We start from the raw sequence: 18829 nt of genomic DNA, 5'->3' as shown, positions 1-18829 counted from the left end.
GGTTGCCCCTACTCCGCCGCCGGCGCCGACTGGCGCGCGGCCTCTCGCTCCAGTTCCTCCAGCAGCGCGTCCTCGACGAGTCGCGCCACCCCCGCCACGGTGGGGTTCTCCAGGAGGCTGCGGAAGGCGATCCGGATGCCGAAGGTCTGCTTGATCCTGGTGATCGCCTGCACGCTGGTCAGGGACTGCCCGCCGAGGGCGAAGAAGCTGTCGTGCGCGCCGACCCGCTCCACGTGCAGGGTCTCGGACCAGATCCCGGCGATCAGCTTCTCGGTCTCGTCGCGCGGCTCCACCCACTCCTCGGCGGCCTCGACGACCGTCTCGGCGGGGTCGGGCAGCGCGGCCCGGTCGATCTTGCCGTGCCGGGTGAGCGGGAAGGACTCCACCTCGACGAAGGCGGCCGGCACCAGGTGGGCCGGGAGCCGCTCGGCGAGGTAGCCGGCGAGCTCGGCGGCGCCGGGGACGCCGCCCGCGGCCGGCCGCAGGTAGGCGACCAGGCGGGCGTGCTCGGCCTCGCCGCGGACCAGGACGACGGACTCGGCGACGCCCGGGTGGGCGTCCAGGGCCGCGGTGATCTCGCCCGGCTCGATCCGGTAGCCGCGCAGCTTGACCTGGTCGTCGAGCCGGCCGAGGAACTCCAGCCGGCCGTCGGACAGCCGGCGGACCCGGTCGCCGGTGCGGTACAGCCGCTCCTTGGGGTCGAACGGCGCGGCCAGGAAGGCCTGTTCGGTCAGGTCGGGGCGGCCCAGGTAGCCGCGGGCGAGGCCGTCGCCGGCCAGGTACAGCTCGCCGGGCGCGCCGACCGGGGCGAGGTTGCGCTCCGGGTCCAGGACGTAGGCCCGGACGTTCTGGACGGGCAGGCCGAGGACGGGCCGGGGGCTGTCGGCGACCCGGCAGACCAGCGCGTCCACGGTGGCCTCGGTGGGCCCGTAGAAGTTGTAGGCGATCAGGTCGGACTGGGCGCGCAGCCGGTCCCACTGGGCCTGGCCGATCGCCTCGCCGCCGAGCGCCGCGCCGCGCAGCGGGTGGGTGCCGGGGGCGAGCAGTCCGGCGTCGTCGAGCTGGCGGAACCAGGACGGGGTGGTCTGCAGGAAGTCGATCCGCTGCTCGGCGCGGTAGGCGACCAGGGCGTGCGCGTCGCGCCGCACCTCGTCGTCGACCAGGTGCAGCTCGTGGCCGGCGACCATCCACAGCACCGGGTTCCAGGAGGCGTCGAAGGACGCGGGCGCCAGGTGGGCGACCCGGACCTGGCGGTCGCCGCAGGCCTCGCGCAGCGGCTCGAAGACCGTCCGCAGGTGGCTGTCGAGCAGGTTCGCCAGGCTGCCGTGCTCGACCAGCACGCCCTTGGGCTTGCCGGTGGAGCCGGAGGTGTGGATGACGTAGGCGGCGTGCTCCGGGGCGAGGTCCGGGTCGGGGGCGGTGGCGGGCCGGGCCGCGATCGCGTCCCGCTCGCGCTCCGGGACGACCAGGGCGACGTCGGCGGGCAGCGCCAGTGTGGTGCTCGCGGCCTCGTCGGCGATCACCACCCGGGGCTTGACGTCCTCGACCAGCAGCCGCAGGCGCTCGGCCGGGGCGGCCGGGTCCAGCGGGGTGTAGACGCCGCCCGCCTTGAGCACCGCGAGCAGCGCGGTGATCAGGCCGGGGCCGCGCCGCAGGCAGACCGCGACCGGCACCTCGGGGCCGACACCCTGGTCGGCGAGGTGGTGGGCGAGCCGGTTGGCCCGCTCGTCCAGCTCGGCGAAGGTGATCCGCTCGCCGCCGTGGACCAGGGCGACGGCCTGCGGGGTGGCGGCGGCCTGGCGGGCGAACCGCTCGGGCACCAGGGCGTCGGTGGTGAGCGCGGTGGCGGTCTCGTTGTGGCCGGTGAGCAGCCGCTCCCGGTGGGCGGGGGCCAGCGCGCGCAGCTCGGCGAGGGTGCGCTCGGGCTCGGCCGCGATCTCCTCCAGCAGGGCGCGCAGGTCGCCGGTGACCCGGTCGGCGGTGTCGGCGTCGAAGAGCCCGGGGTCGTAGGCGAGCCGGAAGGAGAGCTGCTCGCCGGCGAAGACCGCGAGCACCATGGCGTAGCTGGTGGGCTCCTGGGAGCGCACGTCGCGGATCCGGATGCCCTGGTCGGAGCCCAGTTCGCCGTCGAAGGGGTAGTTCTCGACGACCACGTAGCTGTCGAACAGGTCGACCCCGGCGGGCAGCCCGGTCCAGCCGCGGATCTGGGCCAGCGAGACGTACTCGTAGCTGCGGGCCTGGACCTGGTCGCGCTGGAGGTCGCCCAGCCAGTCGAGGACGGGCTGCTCGGGGCGGACCTCGACCCGCACCGGCAGGTTGTTGATGAACAGGCCGATCATCGACTCGACGTCGGGCAGGTCGGCGGGGCGGCCGGAGACGGCCGAGCCGAAGCAGACCTCCCGCTCCCCCGCGTAGCGCGAGAGCGTCAGCGCCCAGGCGCCCTGGGCGAGCGTGTTGGTGGTGAGCCGGTGGCGCCGGGCGACCTCGGCGAGCCGCTCGGTGACCTCGGGCTCCAGCTGGAAGACGCTGGTCGCCTCGCTGCCCTGGCGGGCCGCCTCCTCGCCGGCCCGGTCGGCCGGCAGCGCGGTCGGGGCGGTGAAGCCGTCGAGCAGTTCGCGCCAGTAGCGCTCGGCGTCGGCCAGGTCCTGCTCGCCGAGCCAGGCGACGTAGTCGCGGAACGGGCGGCGGGCGGCCGGGCCGGGCCGGTCGTGGCCGGTGAGCCGGAGGTAGTCGTCGACCACCTCGGAGACCAGTTCGGCGCTGCTCCAGCCGTCCAGGAGCAGGTGGTGCGAGGTCCAGACGACCCGCAGGGCGCCGTCCGGCTCGTCGATCAGGGCCAGGCGCATCAGCGGCGCCACGGCCAGGTCGATGCCGCGGGTGCGGTCCTCGGCGAGGTACGCGGCGAACCGCTGCTCGCGCTCGGCCGCCGGCAGGGCGCTCCAGTCCAGCCGCTCGACGGGCACGGTGACGTGCTCGCGGACCACCTGGAGCGGCTGGTCGGTGTCGACCCGGGCGAAGGCGGTGCGCAGCATCGGGGTCCGGTCGGCGAGGCGCTGCCAGGCCTCGGCGAAGGCGTCCGCGTCCACGCCGCCCTCCAGCAGGAAGGACAGCTGGCCGAGGTAGACGCCCTCGCCCTCCTCGGTGAGGCTGTGGAACAGCAGGCCGTGCTGCATCGGCGTGGCCGGGTAGAGGTCGGCGATCCGGCCCAGGGCGGTCAGCTCGTCCAGCAGCGGCTGGTCGACCCGGGCGAGCGGGAAGTCCGAGGGGGTGGCCCCGGAGGCGGCGGCGCCGGCCTCGCGGCAGTGCGCGACGATCCCGCGCAGGGCCTCGACGAGCTGGTCGCCGACCCGCTGGACGGTCTCGGTGGTGTGGGTCGCGGTGGAGTGGAACAGCTCGAAGCCGAGCTTGCCGTCGCGCACGTACGCCACGATGTCGAGCGGGTACTCCAGCAGTTCCCCGGGCGCCTGCTCGGTGCCGTAGCCGAGCCGCACGTCGTGCAGCAGGCCGCCGTCGTGGCCGTCGACGACCCGGCCGAGGTAGTTGAAGCCGACCTGGGCGCGGGGGCCTTCGGCGAGCAGCTCGCCGGGCGCCCCGGCCGGGCTGAGGTGGCGCAGCGCGCCGTAGCCGATGCCGCGCTGGGGGACGGCCCGCAGCTGCTCCTTGACGGAGCGGAGCCGGGCGCCCCAGTCGGCGCCGTCGGCGGTGTCCAGGGCGACCGGGAAGGAGGTGGTGAACCAGCCGGTGGTGCGGCTCAGGTCGACGTCGTCGAAGATCTCCTCGCGGCCGTGGCCCTCCAGGTCCACCAGGACGGCGGAGCGGCCGGTCCAGTCGGCGAGCACCCGGGCGAGCGCGGTCAGCAGGACGTCGTTGACCTGGGTGCGGTAGACCGCGGGGACCTCGCGCAGCAGCGCGTCGGTGCTCTCCGCGTCCAGGCCGACCCGGACGGCGGCGGCGGTGGCGACGGTCGGGGTGCCGGTGAGGTCGGCGGGCAGCGGCTCGCCGCCGGCGCGGCCGGCCGCGAACCAGTGGTCCAGCTCCTCGTCGAAGCCGCCGACCGCGGTGTGCTCGGAGAGCCGGCGGGACCAGTCGAGGAAGGAGGTGCCGCGCGAGCCGAGGTCGACCGGCCGGCCCTCGGCGGCCTGCCGGTAGGCCGTCTCCAGGTCGCCCAGCAGGGTCTGCCAGGAGACCGCGTCGACCACCAGGTGGTGGGCGGTGAGGAAGAGCCGGGCGCCGGCGGTGCCGCCGAGGTCGGCCAGCACGGCCCGCACCAGCGGGCCCTCGGCCAGGTCGAAGCCGGACTGGGCGGCGGTGGCGGCGGCCAGCAGCGCGCCCTCCGGGTCGGCCTCCAGGGTGAGGTCCAGCCGCTCCAGCGGCCAGCCGTCGCCGGGGGCGGCGATCTCCTGCTGCCAGCGGCCGTAGACGGTGCGGAAGCGGGTGCGCAGGGCGTCGTGGTGGGTGAGGAGGGCGTCGAGCGCGGTGCGCAGGTGCGCCTCGTCGGGGAGTTCGCGCAGCTCGGCCAGCACGGACATGGTGCTGTGCTGGGGGGCCTCGGTGTGGTGGTGGAAGAAGGCGCGCTGGATCGGGGTCAGCGGCGCCCTTCCGGTGACGGGTTCGGTGTTCACGCCGGCCGGCTCCTCGGGTTCGTGGGTCGAGATCGCCGCGGCGATCCCGGCGATGGTCTGGTGGCTGAAGATGTCCTGCGAGCTGAGGCGCAGTCCCAACTGCCGCGCCCGGGAGACGACCTGGATGCTCAGGATCGAGTCACCGCCCAGGTCGAAGAAGTTGTCGTCGACGCCGACCTCGGGCACCCGGAAGACCTCCGCCCAGAGCCCGGCGAGCGCCTGCTCGGCGGGGTTGCGGGGGGCCGTCCTGGTGGTGACCGGGCGGTCGTCGGCGGCCGCGGCCGGCAGCGCCCGCCGGTCCACCTTGCCGTTGGCGTTCAGCGGCAGCCGGTCGAGCCGGACGAAGGCCTGCGGCACCATGTGGCGGGGCAGCGAGCCCTCCAGGTAGCGGCGCAGTTCGGCGCTCTCCGGTGCGGTGCCGGGCCGGGGCACGACGTACCCGGTCAGGACGGCGCCCGGCTCGGAGCGCAGCGCCGCGACGGCCTCCAGGACGTCGGGGTGGCGGCGCAGGACGGCCTCGATCTCGGCGAGTTCCACCCGGAACCCGCGGATCTTGACCTGGTCGTCGCCGCGGCCGAGGAACTCGACGTCGCCGGTGGGCAGGAAGCGGGCCTGGTCGCCGGTGCGGTAGAGCCGGCCGTCGGGGTGGGGCGTGAACGGGTCGGCGGAGAAGCGCTCCTCGGTGAGGTCGGGGCGGCCCAGGTAGCCCCGGGTGACGCCGGTGCCGCCGAGGAAGAGCTCGCCGACGACGCCGACCGGCAGCGGCTCCAGGTCCGCGTCCAGGACGTACATCCGGGTGCCCGGGATGGGCCGGCCGATCGGCACGGACGCGACGTCCGGCAGGCTCTGCGGGGTGACGGTGAAGTAGGAGGACTCGACGGTGGCCTCGGTGACGCCGTAGGAGTTGAGCACGACGGTGCCGGGGGCGACGCTCTTCAGCAGCCGCCGGCAGTCGTCGGTGCGCCAGTTGTCCGAGCCGACGGCCAGGTAGCGCAGCGGCGGGAAGGCCCGGCCGCTGCGGGCGGCCTCGTCGGCCAGCGCGTTGGCCAGCGAGGGCACCGTCTCGACGTGGGTGACGCGCTGGCGCTCCATCAGGTCGAGCAGGCGCACCGGGTCGGTGGTGGCGTCCTTCGGGCAGAGCACCAGGGCGCCGCCGGTGGTCAGCGCGTGCGTCAGGTCGGAGACGAAGACGTCGAAGGCCATGCTGGCGAGGTTGATCTGGCGGACGGGGCCGCGGTCGAGCCGGTAGGCCTCGCGCCAGGCGGCGGCGGCCCGGGCGACGCTGCGGTGCTCGACCGTGACGCCCTTGGGCTTGCCGGTGGAGCCGGAGGTGTAGATGACGTAGGCGAGGTTGTCCGGGGTCACCTCGGTGCTGGGCGCCTCGGCGGGCCAGCTGTCGATCTCCTCGCGGTCGGCGTCCAGGCAGAGCACGGTCGCGTCGCACAGCGGGAGCCGCTCGGCGAGGTCCCGCTGGGTGACGAGCATCGCGGCGGCGCTGTCGTCCAGCACCAGGCTCAGCCGCTCGGCGGGGTGGGTGGGGTCCAGCGGCAGGTAGGCGGCGCCGGCCTTGAGGACGCCGAGGGCGGCGACGACGGTGTCCGGGCCTCGGTCCAGGCAGATGGCGACGACGGTCTCCGGGCCGATGCCCTGGCCGACGAGGTGCTGGGCCAGCCGGTTGGCCCGGGCTTCCAGGTCCGCGTAGGTCAGCACGGTCTCCTCGAAGACCACCGCCTCGGCGTCCGGGGTCTGCTGCGCCTGCTCGGCGATCAGCTCGTGCAGGCAGGCGTCGGCGCCCGGGGTGCCGGTGTCGTTCCACTCGTACAGGACGCGGTCGCGGGCGCGCAGCGACAGCATCGGGACGTCGCCGACCCGCTGGCCGGGGGCGGTGGGCATGCTGCCGAGCAGGACGGCGAGCTGGTCGGCCAGCACCTCGGCCTGGGCGCGGTCGTAGAGCGCCGGGTCGTAGGAGAGCAGCAGGGTCAGCGAGCCGTCGTCGTCGTAGGCGGTGAGGTCCAGCGTGAAGCTGGTGGTGTCGACGGCGCGGACGTCGCTGAGCCGCAGTCCGTGGCGTTCGGCGGCGGCCCCGTTGCCCGGGTAGTTCTCGAACACCACCAGGGTCTGGAACAGCGCGCTGCCGCGCGGGACCTTGCTGCTGCGCTGGATCTCGGCGATCGAGGAGTACTCGAAGCGCCGGGATTCGGCCTGCTCGGCCTGGAGGGCCGCCAGCCACTCCACCAGCGGGGCGTCCTGGTCGACCTCGGTGCGCAGCGGCAGGGTGTTGAGCAGGTTGCCGACCATGGTGTCGGCGCCGGGCAGCTCGGTCGGGCGGCCGGCCACGGTGGTGCCGAAGCAGACGTCGCGCTGCCCGGAGTGGCGGGCCAGCAGGATCGCCCAGGCGCCCTGGACGGCGGTGTTGAGGGTGAGCCGGTGGCGGCGGACCATCGCGACCAGCGCGTCGGTCTCGGCGCCGGACAGGCCCACCCGGACCTGCCCGGCGGACTGGGACTCGTGGCCCTGGGGCACCGAGCGGCCGAAGGGCAGCTGGGTCGGCGCGTCCAGGTCGCCCAGCAGGGCGCTCCAGTGGGCGGCGGCCGCGTCCTTGTCCTGCCGGGCCAGCCAGGCGACGTAGTCGCGGAACGGCCGGCGCTCGGGCAGCGCCGGGGCCTTGCCCCTGCCGTCGGTGAGCGCCTGGTAGGCGGCGAAGAGGTCGGCGAACAGGTGCGAGGTGCTCCAGCCGTCCAGGACGGCGTGGTGGAAGGTCCACACGACGCGGACGGTCCGCTCGTCCTCGCGGGCGAGGGCGAGGCGCATCAGCGGCGCCCGGGACAGCTCGATCCCGGTGGCGCGCTCCTCGTCGATCAGCGCCTTGAGCCGGCGGTCCAGTTCGGCGGCGGGCAGGCCGGTCCAGTCGAGGCGGCGCACCGTCAGCCGGGCGGAGCGCTCGACCACCTGGACGGGCTCGGGGACGCCGTCCCAGACCAGCCGGGTGCGCAGCGCGGGGGTGCGGTCGACCACGTGCTGCCAGGCGGCGGCCAGCGCGTCGACGTCGCGGACGCCCTCCAGCCGGAAGGCGACGTGGTCGGAGTAGGCACCGACGCCGTCCTGGTTGAGGGTGTGGAAGAGCATCCCGCTCTGCATCGGGGTCAGCGGGTGGATGTCCTCGACGGTGGAGCCGGCCGGCACCAGCCGGTCGACGGTCGCCTGGTCGAGGGTGAGCAGCGGGAAGTCGCCGGGGGTGGCGCCGCCGGCGCCGGGGGTCAGGCAGTGCTCGACGAGTTCGGTCAGGGCCGCCGCGAAGTCGTCGGCGAGCCGCTGCACGGTGGCCTGGTCGTGGCGCTGCGGCGCGTAGTGGAAGTCGAAGGTCAGCACGCCGTGCCGGACCTCGCCGACGATGTCCAGCAGGTGCGGCCGCTCCTCGTCCGGGTGGTGGTCCAGGCCGTAGTCGGGTTCGACGGCGCGGAACAGCTCGCTCCCGGCCGCGGCGTCGCTCCACTGGCCGAGGTAGTTGAAGCTGACCTGGGGCTGCGGCGCCGCGGCCAGGGCGGCGGCCTGCGGCTGGTCGCCGCGCAGGTAGCGCAGCGGACCGTAGCCGGCGCCGCGGCCGGGCACGGCGCGCAGCAGTTCCTTGGTGTCGCGGATGAGCCGGCCGAGCGGGCGGTCGGCCGGGGACTCCAGCAGCACCGGGAAGATCGAGGTGAACCAGCCGACCGTCCGGGAGACGTCGGTGCCGTCCAGGATCTCCTCGCGGCCGTGGCCCTCCAGGGTGATCAGGGTGCGGGCCCGGCCGGTGAAGCGGGCGAGCGCGCGGCCGAGCGCGGTCAGCAGGACGTCGTTGACCTGGGTGCGGTAGACGGCGGGCACGTCCTGGAGCAGTTGCCGGGTGCGCTCGGCGTCGAGGCCGGCGCTGACGGCGAGGGTGTCGCCGACGCTGTTGCGGCCCTCCCGGTCGGTGGGCAGGTCGGCGGAGCCGGCCGGCACCGGGCGGGCCCAGTGCGCCAGCTCGTCGTCCAGGCCGCCGTCCTGGGTGAAGGCGGCGAGGCGGCGCGCCCAGCCGCGGTACGAGGTGCCGGCCGGGCCGAGGTCGACGTCCTCGCCGCGGACGGCCTGCCGGTAGGCGCTCTCCAGGTCCTCCAGGAGGATCCGCCAGGAGACGCCGTCCACGGCCAGGTGGTGCACGGTGAGCAGCAGCCGCGCGGGCTCGCCGACGCCGTGGTCGAACAGCAGGGTGCGCACCAGCGGCCCTTCGGCCGGGTCCAGCGAGGCCTGCGCGGCCTCGGCGAGGGTGCGCATGGCGGCGGCGCGCTCCCCGGGGGCGGCCTGGTCGAGGGTGATCCGCTCGATCCGGGCCTCGGCCGGCACGGCGTCGGCGTCCGGCGCGCTGACGGTCTGGACCCGCCGGCCGTCGGGGCCGGTGGCGAAGCGGGTGCGCAGGGCCTCGTGCCGGCGGACGAGGCCGGCCAGGGCGCGGGCCAGCGCGGGCTCGTCGACCGCGCCGTCCAGGGTGATCAGCACGGACTGGTTGAAGTGGTGGGCGCCGCGGGTGTGGTGGGCGAAGAACCACTCCTGGACGGGGCCGAGCGGGGCCGGCTCGTGGTCGTCGGCGTCGGCCTGGACGACCGGGGCCTCCTCCACCGGGCGGGCGGCGCGGGCGAGGTCGGCGAGCGACTGCCGGGAGAAGATGTCCTTCGAGGTGATGACGAGTCCGGCCCGGCGGGCCCGGGCGACCACCTGGATGCTCAGGATGGAGTCGCCGCCGAGTTCGAAGAAGTTGTCGTCGACGCCGACCTTGCCGATGCCGAGCACCTCCGACCAGACCTCGGCGAGCGCCTGCTCGGCCGGGTCCTCGGGGGCCCGGTAGTCCTCCCGCTCCAGGGGGGCGTCCGGCGCCGGCAGGGCCCGGACGTCGACCTTGCCGTTGGGCGTGAGCGGGAAGGTGTCGAGGGTGGCGAAGGCGGTCGGAACGCTGTAGGAGGGCAGCCGCTGCTCGGCGAAGGCCCGCAGGTCCTGCGGCGCGATGACGGCGCCGGGCTCGGCGCGCAGGTAGCCGACCAGCCGCTTGTGGTCGCCGTCCGCGAGGGCGACCACCAGGGCCTCGGCCACCGCGGGGTGGGCCTCCAGGACGGCTTCGACCTCGCCGGGCTCGATCCGGTAGCCGCGGACCTTGACCTGGGTGTCGGCGCGGCCGAGGTACTCGACCAGGCCGTCGGCCCAGCGCACCACGTCCCCGGTGCGGTACATCCGCTCGCCGGGCTCCGCCGCGAACGGCGAGGGCTGGAAGCGCTCCTCGGTCAGTTCCGGGCGGCCCAGGTAGCCGCGGGCGACGCCGGGGCCGGCGATCCAGAGCTCGCCGGGCGTGCCGGGCGGGACGGGGCGGCGGCGCTCGTCGAGGACGTACACCGCCGTGTTGGAGATCGGGCGTCCGATCGGGATGGCGCGCACGCCGTCGGTCTCGCGGATCAGGTGGGAGACGGCGAAGGTGGTGGTCTCGGTCGGGCCGTAGCCGTTGACCAGCCGCTGCGGCGGGGCGCCGCCGGCCAGCAGTTCGGCGATCCGGCGCGGGTTGAGCGCCTCGCCGCCGACCAGCAGGTGGCGCATGCCGCCGAAGGCGGTGGGCTCCAGGCCGACGACCTGGTTGAAGACGCCGGCGGTGAGGAACATCGCGGTGGCGCCGGTCGAGCGCAGTGCGGCCGCGAAGGCCGGCGGGTCGAGCAGGACGTCCTTGGTGATGACGGCGATCCGCGCCCCGGCCACCAGCGGGCCCCAGAACTCGAAGGTCGCCGCGTCGAAGGTGGCGTCGGCGACCTGAGCCACCACGTCGTCGGCCGCCAGCGGGGCGTAGTCGGCGCCGCGGACCAGCCGGACGATGGAGCGGTGCTCGACCACGACGCCCTTGGGTCGGCCGGTGGAGCCGGAGGTGTAGATGACGTAGGCGGCGCTCCGCGGCCCCGCGTCGGTGGCCGGCGGACCGGCCGGGAGGGCGGCCAGCTCGGCGGTGCGCTCGGCGGGCAGCAGGGCCGGGACGGCCAGGTCGGGCAGCCGTTCGAGCAGCTCCCGGTCGGTGACGCAGAGAGCGGCCCCGGTGTCCGCGAGCATGAACTCCAGCCGGTCGGCCGGGTAGTCCGGGTCCAGCGGCACGTAGGCGCAGCCGGCCTTGAGCACGGCCAGCAGGGCGACGACCAGGCCGGTGCCGCGGGGCAGGCAGACCGCGACGTGCTGGCCGGGGCGGGCGCCGTGGTCGAGCAGCAGCCGGGCCAACCGGTCGGCCCGCTCGTCGAGCTGACGGTAGGTCAGCTCACCTTCGGCGGCGGTGACGGCGACGGCGTCGGGGGTGGCCGCGGCCTGCTCGGCGACCAGCGAGTGGACGGTCCGGTCGGCCGGGTAGGGCACCCGGTTCTCGGCCCAGTCGCGGGTGACGGTGTCGAGTTCGGCGGCGGTGAGCAGCGGCAGGTCGCCGACCGGGCGGTCGGCGTCGGCGGCGACGCCCGCCAGCAGGAGCAGCAGCCGGGTGCAGAGCGCGTCGATGGTCGAGGCGTCGAACAGGTCGGTGTTGTACTCCACCGTCCCGCCCAGCGTGCCGTCGGCGGCCGGGGTGAACTCCAGCGTCAGGTCGAAGATGGAGGACACCGAGGGCGCGCGGAACTCCTCGACGGCCGGGCCGCCGAAGTCGGGCAGGGCGCCGGGGTCGTTCTGGAGCACGAGGGCGGCCTGCACCAGCGGGGTGCGGCTCGGGTCGCGCTCGGGCTGGATCTCGTCCACCAGGCGGTGGAAGGGGACGTCCTGGTTGCTGAGGGCGTCCCAGAGCTGGTCGGTGGTGCGCTCCAGCAGGTCGCCGAAGGCCTCGTCCAGGTCGATCCGGCCGTGCAGGACCAGGGTGTTGACGAAGAAGCCGACCAGCGGCTCCAGTTCGGTGCGGTCGCGGCCGACCGACACGGTGCCCAGGCCCACGGTGCGCTGGCCGGTGTGCCGGGCCAGCAGCACCTGGGTGGCGGCGGCGAGCACGGCGAAGAGCGTGGTGCCGCGTTCGGCGCCGAGCGTGTCGAGCCCGGCGGCGACCTCGGCGTCGACCTGGAAGGCGTGCAGGGCGCCGACGGTGGTGCGCACCGCCGGGCGGGGCCGGTCGGTGGGCAGCTCCAGCGGCTGGATGTCCGCCAACTCGTCACGCCAGTAGTCCAGTTGCCCGGACAGGCGGTCTTCGGTGCAGCGCTCGCGCTGCCAGCGGGAGTAGTCGCGGTAGCTGACCGGCAGCGGGGCGAGGGTGTGCGGTCGGCCCTCGACGGCGGCCCGGTAGAGCTCGCCGAGCTCGCCGGTCAGCAGGCCCTTGGACCAGCCGTCGGCGGCGATGTGGTGCAGGTTGAGGAAGAGCGCGTGGTCGTCCGGGCCGTGCCGCACGACCGTGGAGCGCAGCAGCGGGCCGCTGGCGAGGTCGAAGGGGGTGGCGAGTTCGCGGCGCAGCAGCGCGGCGAACTCGGCCTCCCGCTCCTCGGCGCCCAGCGCGCTCAGGTCCACCGGCTCGGTGTCCGGGGCGTAGGCGGGCCGGACCTCCTGGCGGGCCACGCCGTCCTCGGTGGTGAAGACGGTGCGCAGCGGCTCGTGCCGCTCGACCAGGCCGGTCAGCGCGGTGCGCAGCGCGGCCAGGTCGAGGCCGCCGCGCAGCCGGAGGCCGAAGGAGGTGGTGTACTCGACCGCGTCGGTCTCGAACTCCTGGAGGAACCAGAGCCGTTCCTGGCCGAAGGAGAGCGGGGCCGGGCCGTCGCCGCCGGGCCGGATCGCGTCGCGGTCGCCGCCGCCGCCGGCCGCCAGTCGCTGCCGCAGGATCTCGTCGGCGTCCTGGCCCTCGCTGTGTCGCTGGTCTGTCATCGGTTGCTCCCCCGCGCGCCACCGCGCGTCGTCGTCCGGTCCGCCGGTGTCCGGCGCACGTCTTCGAGTACTTGCTTGCGGACCTGGTCCGCGAGGGCCGCCACGGTGCGGGCGGCGAACACGTGCCGGGCCGAGACCCCGACGCCGAACACCTCCCGGATCCGGGCGGTGACCTGGAGGGTGAGCACCGAGTTGGCGCCGTGGTCGAAGACGTTGTCCTCGGCTCCCACGACGGGCACGCCCAGCACCTCGGCCCAGATCCCGGCCAGCGCCGCCTCGGTCTCGTCCCGGGGCGCGGTGGGCTCGGCGGCCGGCCGCTGCTCCTCCGGCTCCGGCAGGGCCCGCCGGTCGATCTTGCCGCTCGTGGTCATCGGGAACGCGTCCAGGACGATGACGACCGGCGGGACCATGTAGCCGGGCAGCCGCTCGGCGAGCCGGGCCCGGATCTTCTCCGGGTCGGCGGTGCCGTCCGCGGGCACCACGTAGCCGGTCAGCACGGTCTGCCCGGACGGCTGGGTCCGGGCGACCACCGCGGTCTGCTCGACGCCCTCGTCGTCGAGCAGCGCGGTCTCGATCTCGCCCAGCTCGATCCGGTAGCCGCGCACCTTGACCTGGTTGTCGATCCGCCCGAGGAATTCGAGCGTGCCGTCGGGCAGCCAGCGGACCAGGTCGCCGGTGCGGTAGAGCCTCGCGCCGGCGGTGGCGGCGAGGTGGTCCGGGACGAACCGCTCCTCGGTGAGCTCCGGGCGGCCCAGGTAGCCGCGGGCCACCCCGGCGCCGCCGACGTACAGTTCGCCGGGCACGCCCACCGGGACGGGCTCGCGGTGCTCGTCGAGCACGTAGCCGGTGGTGTTGGCGATGGGCCGGCCGATCGAGGGCAGCCGCCCGACCGGGGCGTCCTCCTCCGCCTCCAGCACCGTGCCGGTGGTGAGCACGGTGGTCTCGGTCGGGCCGTACAGGTTGGACAGCGCCATCGTCGAGCCGCGCGGCAGCCGGCGGCGCACCACGTCGGCGCCGGTGAGGATGTGGCGCACCCGGCCCTGGTGCAGTGCGGGCTGGTCGAGCAGGGCCTCCAGGCGCGGCGCCGGGATAAGGATGAGGGTGATCCCCTGCTCGACGATCCAGCCGGCGAGCAGGTGCGGGTCCTCCAGGACGCGGTCGGAGGCGAAGCGGACCTCCACGCCGCAGGCGAGGGCGCCCCACTGCTCCAGCACCGTCGGGTCGAAGCCGGGCGGCACCATCTGGGTGGCCCGGTCGCCGGGCCCGGCGTCGAAGAAGTCCCGGTACCAGTCGCACAGGTTGACCACGCCGCGGTGCTCGATCAGCACGCCCTTGGCCTTGCCGGTGGAGCCCGAGGTGTAGATCACGTACGCGAGGTCGGACGGGCCGACGGCGACCTCGGGCGGCCCGTCGTGCGTGCCGGGCCCGGTGTCCTCGACGTACAGCACCTCGACGCCGTCCGGCGCCTCGGGCCCGGGCAGGTCGCGCTGGGTGAGGAGCACCGGCACCCCGGCGTCCTGGAGCACGTAGACCGTCCGGTCGTCGGGCAGTTCGGGGTCGAGCGGCAGGTAGGCGCCGCCGGCCTTGAGCACGGCGAGCTGGGCGATCGTCATCTCGGCGGCGCGCCGGGTGCGGACGCCGACGACGGTGCCCGGGCCGACGCCGCGGTCGGCCAGCCGGTGGGCCAGCGCGTCCGTCAGCGCGTCGAGTTCGGCGAAGGTCAGGCTGCGGTCCTCGGTGGTGACGGCCGCGGCGTCCGGGGTGCGCCGGGCCTGGTCGGCGACCAGCCCGTGGATGGTCGCCGTGTGGAACCGGGCGCCGGTCGCGGTGGCGTTCCAGCCGGTGGTGACCAGCCGGCGTTCCTGCTCGTCCATCAGCGGCAGCTCGTCGACGAGCCGGTCCGGGTCGGCCGCCGCCATGCCCTCCAGCAGCACGGTGAGGTGGCGGGCGATCCGGGCGACGGTCTCCGGGTCGAAGAGCGCCGTGCTGTACTCGACCAGGCCGCCGAGCCGCCCGTCGCGCTCCTCGAACTCGAAGCCGATGTCGAACAGCGCGTGCATCCGCGGCAGGGCGCTCTCCTCGACCCGCAGGCCGTCCGGGCCGGGCAGCGCGTCCTGGGCCCGCTTGAGCATCAGCGCGGCCTGGATCAGCGGGGTGCGGCTGGGGTCGCGGTCCGGCTTGAGCTCGTCGATCAGCCGGTCGTACGGCAGGTGCTGGTGGGTGAAGGCCTCCAGCACGCCCTGCCGGACGTCGGCCAGGAAGGCCCCGACGGTCGTGTCGGGGGTGGTCCGGGCGCGCAGCACCAGCGTGTTGACGAAGAAGCCGAGCACGTCCTCCAGTTCGCTGTGCTCGCGGCCGGAGACGATGGTGCCCACGGCGACGTCGCGCTGGCGCGCGTACCGGGACAGCAGCAGCTGGACGCCCGCCGTGAGGACGGTGAACAGGGTGACGCCCTCCCGGCGGCAGAGCCGGGTGAGGGCGGCCACCAGCTCGGGGCTCAGCTCGAAGGAGTGGCCGGCGCCCCGGGTGGCGCGGGTGGCGGGCCGGGGCCGGTCGGTCGGCAGCTCCAGCGGCACCACGCCGTCCAGCCGGCGCTTCCAGTAGGCGAGGTCGGCGGCCTCCCGCGCGCCCCGCTCGCCGTGCTGGTGCACGGCGAAGTCGGCGTACTGAAGGGGAAGTTCGCTCAACGCGGCGGGTCGGCCGGTGGCCTCCTGGCCGAGCAGGGCGACGAGCTCGCGGGCCATCACCTCCTTGGACCAGCCGTCGGTGACGACGTGGTGCATGTCGAGGACGAGCAGGTGTTCGGCGTCGGCCAGCCGGATCAGCCAGGGGCGCAGCAGCGGGCCGCCGCGCAGGTCGAAGGAGCGGCTCAGCTCGGTGCGCAGCAGCTGGTCGAGGTCGTCGACGCGCCCCTCGGCCGCGAGGTCGGTGAAGCGCACCGGCCGGTGGGCGGGGGCGTGGACGACCTGCACGCCCTGGCCGCCCTCGGTGGCGAAGGTGGTGCGCAGCGCCTCGTGCCGGGCCACCAGCGCGTCGACGGCGCGCCCGAGGGCGTCCCGGTCGAGCGGCCCGGTCAGCCGCAGGCCGAGCGGCGAGTTGTACTCGGTGCCCTGGGACTCGTAGTCGTACAGGAACCAGAGCCGCTGCTGGCCGTAGGAGAGCGGCAGCGGCCGGTCGCGGTCGACCGGCACCAGCCCGGCCCGGCGGGCGGGCTCGCTGCCCAGCCGGCCGGCCAGCCCGGCGACGGTGGGCGACTCGAACAGGGTGCGGATCGGCACCTCGACGTCCAGCACCGAGCGGATGCGCCCGATCAGCCGGGTGGCGAGCAGGGAGTGGCCGCCGAGGTCGAAGAAGCTGTCGTCGACGCCGATCGAGGCGACGCCGAGCACCTCGCAGAACAGGTCGCAGAGCTGCTCCTCGCGGGCGCTGCGCGGCCCGTGCCCGCTGCCGGTCGCTGCGGTGCCCGGGTCCGGGAGCGCGGCCCGGTCGGTCTTGCCGTTGGGGGTCAGCGGGATCCCGGGGATCGGCACCACCACGGCCGGGACCATGTAGCCGGGCAGCGTGGCGGCGGCGTGCGCGCGCAGTTCGGCCGGGTCGGCGCCGCCCTCGCCGGCCGGCACCACGTAGGAGACCAGCCGGGTGTCACCGGCCGCGTACTCGCGGGCGACGGTGACGGCGCGGGCCACCGCGGGGTGCTGCTCCAGGACGGCGTCGATCTCGCCGGGCTCGATCCGGAAGCCGCGGACCTTCAGCTGGAAGTCGGCGCGGCCGACGTACTCCAGGTTGCCGTCGGCGGCCCAGCGGACGATGTCGCCGGTGCGGTACATGCGCTCGCCCTCGGCGCCGTACGGGTCGGGCAGGAAGCGGTCCCGGGTGAGGTCCTCGCGGTGCAGGTAGCCGGTGCCGACGCCGTCCCCGGCGATGTACAGCTCGCCGGCGGCGCCGATCGGCACCAGGCGCAGCGCCTCGTCGAGGACCCGGACCCGGGTGTTGCCGATCGGCCGGCCGATGGTCGGCGCGCCGGGGCGGTCGTCCAGGCGGGCGGCGGTGGACCAGATGGTGGTCTCGGTGGGCCCGTACAGGTTGGTGACCTCGCTGCCGAGCGCGCGCATCCGCTCGGCGAGGGCGGCCGGCAGGGCCTCCCCGCCGACCAGCATCCGCAGGCCGCGCAGCGCCTGCGGGACTTCGTCGCACAGGGCCTGCCAGAGGCTGGGGGTGGCCTGCATGATCGTGGTGCCGGTGCGGCCGACCAGGGTGCCCAGCCCGGCGGGGTCGGTGACGGTCGCGCGGTCGGCGAGGACCACGGTGGCGCCGCCGACCAGCGGCAGGTAGAGCTCCAGGGCGGCGATGTCGAAGGCGATCGTGGTGACGGAGGTCCAGACGTCCTCGGCCGTGAGCGGGAAGAGGTCGGCCATCGAGACCAGGAAGTTGGTCAGCGCGTGGCGGCTGATGACGACGCCCTTGGGCCGGCCGGTGGAGCCGGAGGTGTAGATGACGTAGGCCGGGTCGGCGGCGGTCGCGGCGGGGCCCTGCGGCCCGGCGGGCTCCGTCGCCAGCCTGGCGCGCACCTGCTCGTCGTCCAGCAGCACCCGGTGGGCGGCGGTGGCGGGCAGCCGCCCGGCCGTCGCGCTGTCGGTGACCAGCGCCGAGGGGGCGGCGTGGTCGAGGATGTAGCCGATCCGGTCGGCCGGGTAGTCGGGGTCGAGCGGCACGTAGGCGGCGCCGGTGCGGGCCACCGCGAGCAGGGCGACGACGAGGTCGGCGGAGCGCGGCAGCGCCAGGGCGACGAGCCGGCCCGGGGCGGCGCCGTGGCGGCGCAGCTCGCCGGCCAGCCGCTCGGCCCGGTCGTCGAGTTCGGCGTAGCTGAGCACGGTGTCGCCGGCGATCAGGGCGGTCCGCGCGGGCTGGGCGGCGGCCCGGGCCCGGAACAGCGCGGAGACGTCGGAGTCGGGCACCGGCCGGTCGGTGGCGTTCCACGCGGTCAGCAGGGCGTGCCGCTCGGCCGGGTCCAGCACCTCGTAACCGTCCGGGTCGGCGTCCGGCGCGGCGACGGCGGCGGCCAGCAGGCGCGGCAGCGCGTCGGTGAGCCGCCGGACGGTCTCCGGGTCGAACAGCTCGGTACTGAAGGTCGCGGCCAGCCGCAGCCCGGAGCCGTCGGGCGCGCTGCGGAAGCGCAGCTGGAGGTCGAACGGGGAGTGCTGGCGCGGCAGTTGGGCCACCTGGGCGTCGAGCGGGCCGAAGCCGAGCCGGGCGGGCAGGTCCTCGGCGAGGTCGAAGGCCACCTGGGCCAGCGGGTGGCGGTTGAGCGCGCGCTCGGGCCGCAGCTCGCCGACCACGGTCTCGAACGGGACGCCACCGTGGCGCCGGGCCGTGGCGGCGACCGCCGCGCAGTCGCCGACCAGCTCGCGGAAGGAGGCGCCGGGGCGGCGGACGACCCGCAGCACCACCGGGTTGGCCAGCGGGCCGACCACGGCGGCGCGCCGCCCGCCGTCGCGGCCGGGCAGGCTGCCGATCAGCGGGACGTCGGCGCCGGCGCCGAAGTGGCCGAGCAGCGCCACGACGGCGGCGTGCAGCACCGCCTCGACGCCTGCGCCGCAGTCGGCGGCCAGGTCGGCGAGGGCCGCGGTCAGCGGGCCGTCCAGCTCGTTGCGGTACTCGTCGGCGGCGTAGCGGGTGACGGCCGGGCGCGGCCGGTCGACGGGCAGGTCGAGCTGCGCCGGTGCGCCGTCCAAAGTGGCGCGCCAGTGGGCGAGTTCGGCCGCGGCGTACTCGGTGGGCCGCTCGGGGGCGCCGTTCAGCTCCCGGTCGGCGGCGGCGGCCGCGGCGTACTGCGGGGCGGGCTCGGGCGCGCCGGGGGCGGCCGGGGCGGTGGCCGCCGCGTACGCCCGGGCCAGGTCGTCGACGATCACGGCGAGCGAGCGCTCGTCGGCCGCGATCTCGTGCACCGTCAGGACCAGCACGTGGGCGTCCGGCCCGGTGGCGAGCAGCCGGGCCCGCAGCGGGGGCTCCCGGGTGAGGTCCAGGCCCTGGCCGGCCGCCCGGGTCAGCGCCTCGTCGAGCTCGTCGGGGGCGACCGGCTCGGGCCGCAGCCCGGCGAACGCCCCGCCGTCGGGGGCGGGTTCGGGGCGGCAGCGGCCCTCGGCCTCGCGGTGCACGGTGCCCAGCAGCGGATGCCGCCGGACCAGGGCGTCCAGCGCGGCGCGCAGCTGCTCCGGACCCAGGCCGCCGGCCAGCCGCAGCGCCACCGTGTGGGTGTGGCCGGCGGCGCCCTCCTGGAAGCGGTTCAGGAACCACAGGCGCTGCTGCGCCGGCGACAGGACACTGTCGTTGGTGATCGTCACGTTCGCTCT

Annotated in this window: 2 protein-coding genes; both read right to left on the bottom strand. The window is 75.6% G+C overall.

Translation table 11 applies throughout. The annotated features are described in order from the left end of the window. Positions 1-8: 8 nt before the first annotated feature. Entirely contained in the window at positions 9-12479 is a 12471-nt protein-coding gene (locus tag ACIP37_RS23935) for an amino acid adenylation domain-containing protein (RefSeq protein ID WP_400810070.1), read from the bottom strand. Continuing rightward, entirely contained in the window at positions 12476-18820 is a 6345-nt protein-coding gene (locus ACIP37_RS23930) for an amino acid adenylation domain-containing protein (RefSeq protein ID WP_400810072.1), read from the bottom strand. The genes ACIP37_RS23935 and ACIP37_RS23930 overlap by 4 nt, the downstream gene beginning before the upstream one ends. Positions 18821-18829 lie beyond the last annotated feature (9 nt).

The sequence above is a fragment of the Kitasatospora sp. NPDC088861 genome (genome assembly GCF_044750105.1).
Lineage (GTDB): Bacteria > Actinomycetota > Actinomycetes > Streptomycetales > Streptomycetaceae > Kitasatospora.
The sequence above is the reverse complement of the archived record's forward strand: the minus strand, read 5'-3'. Positions and strand labels throughout refer to the sequence as shown.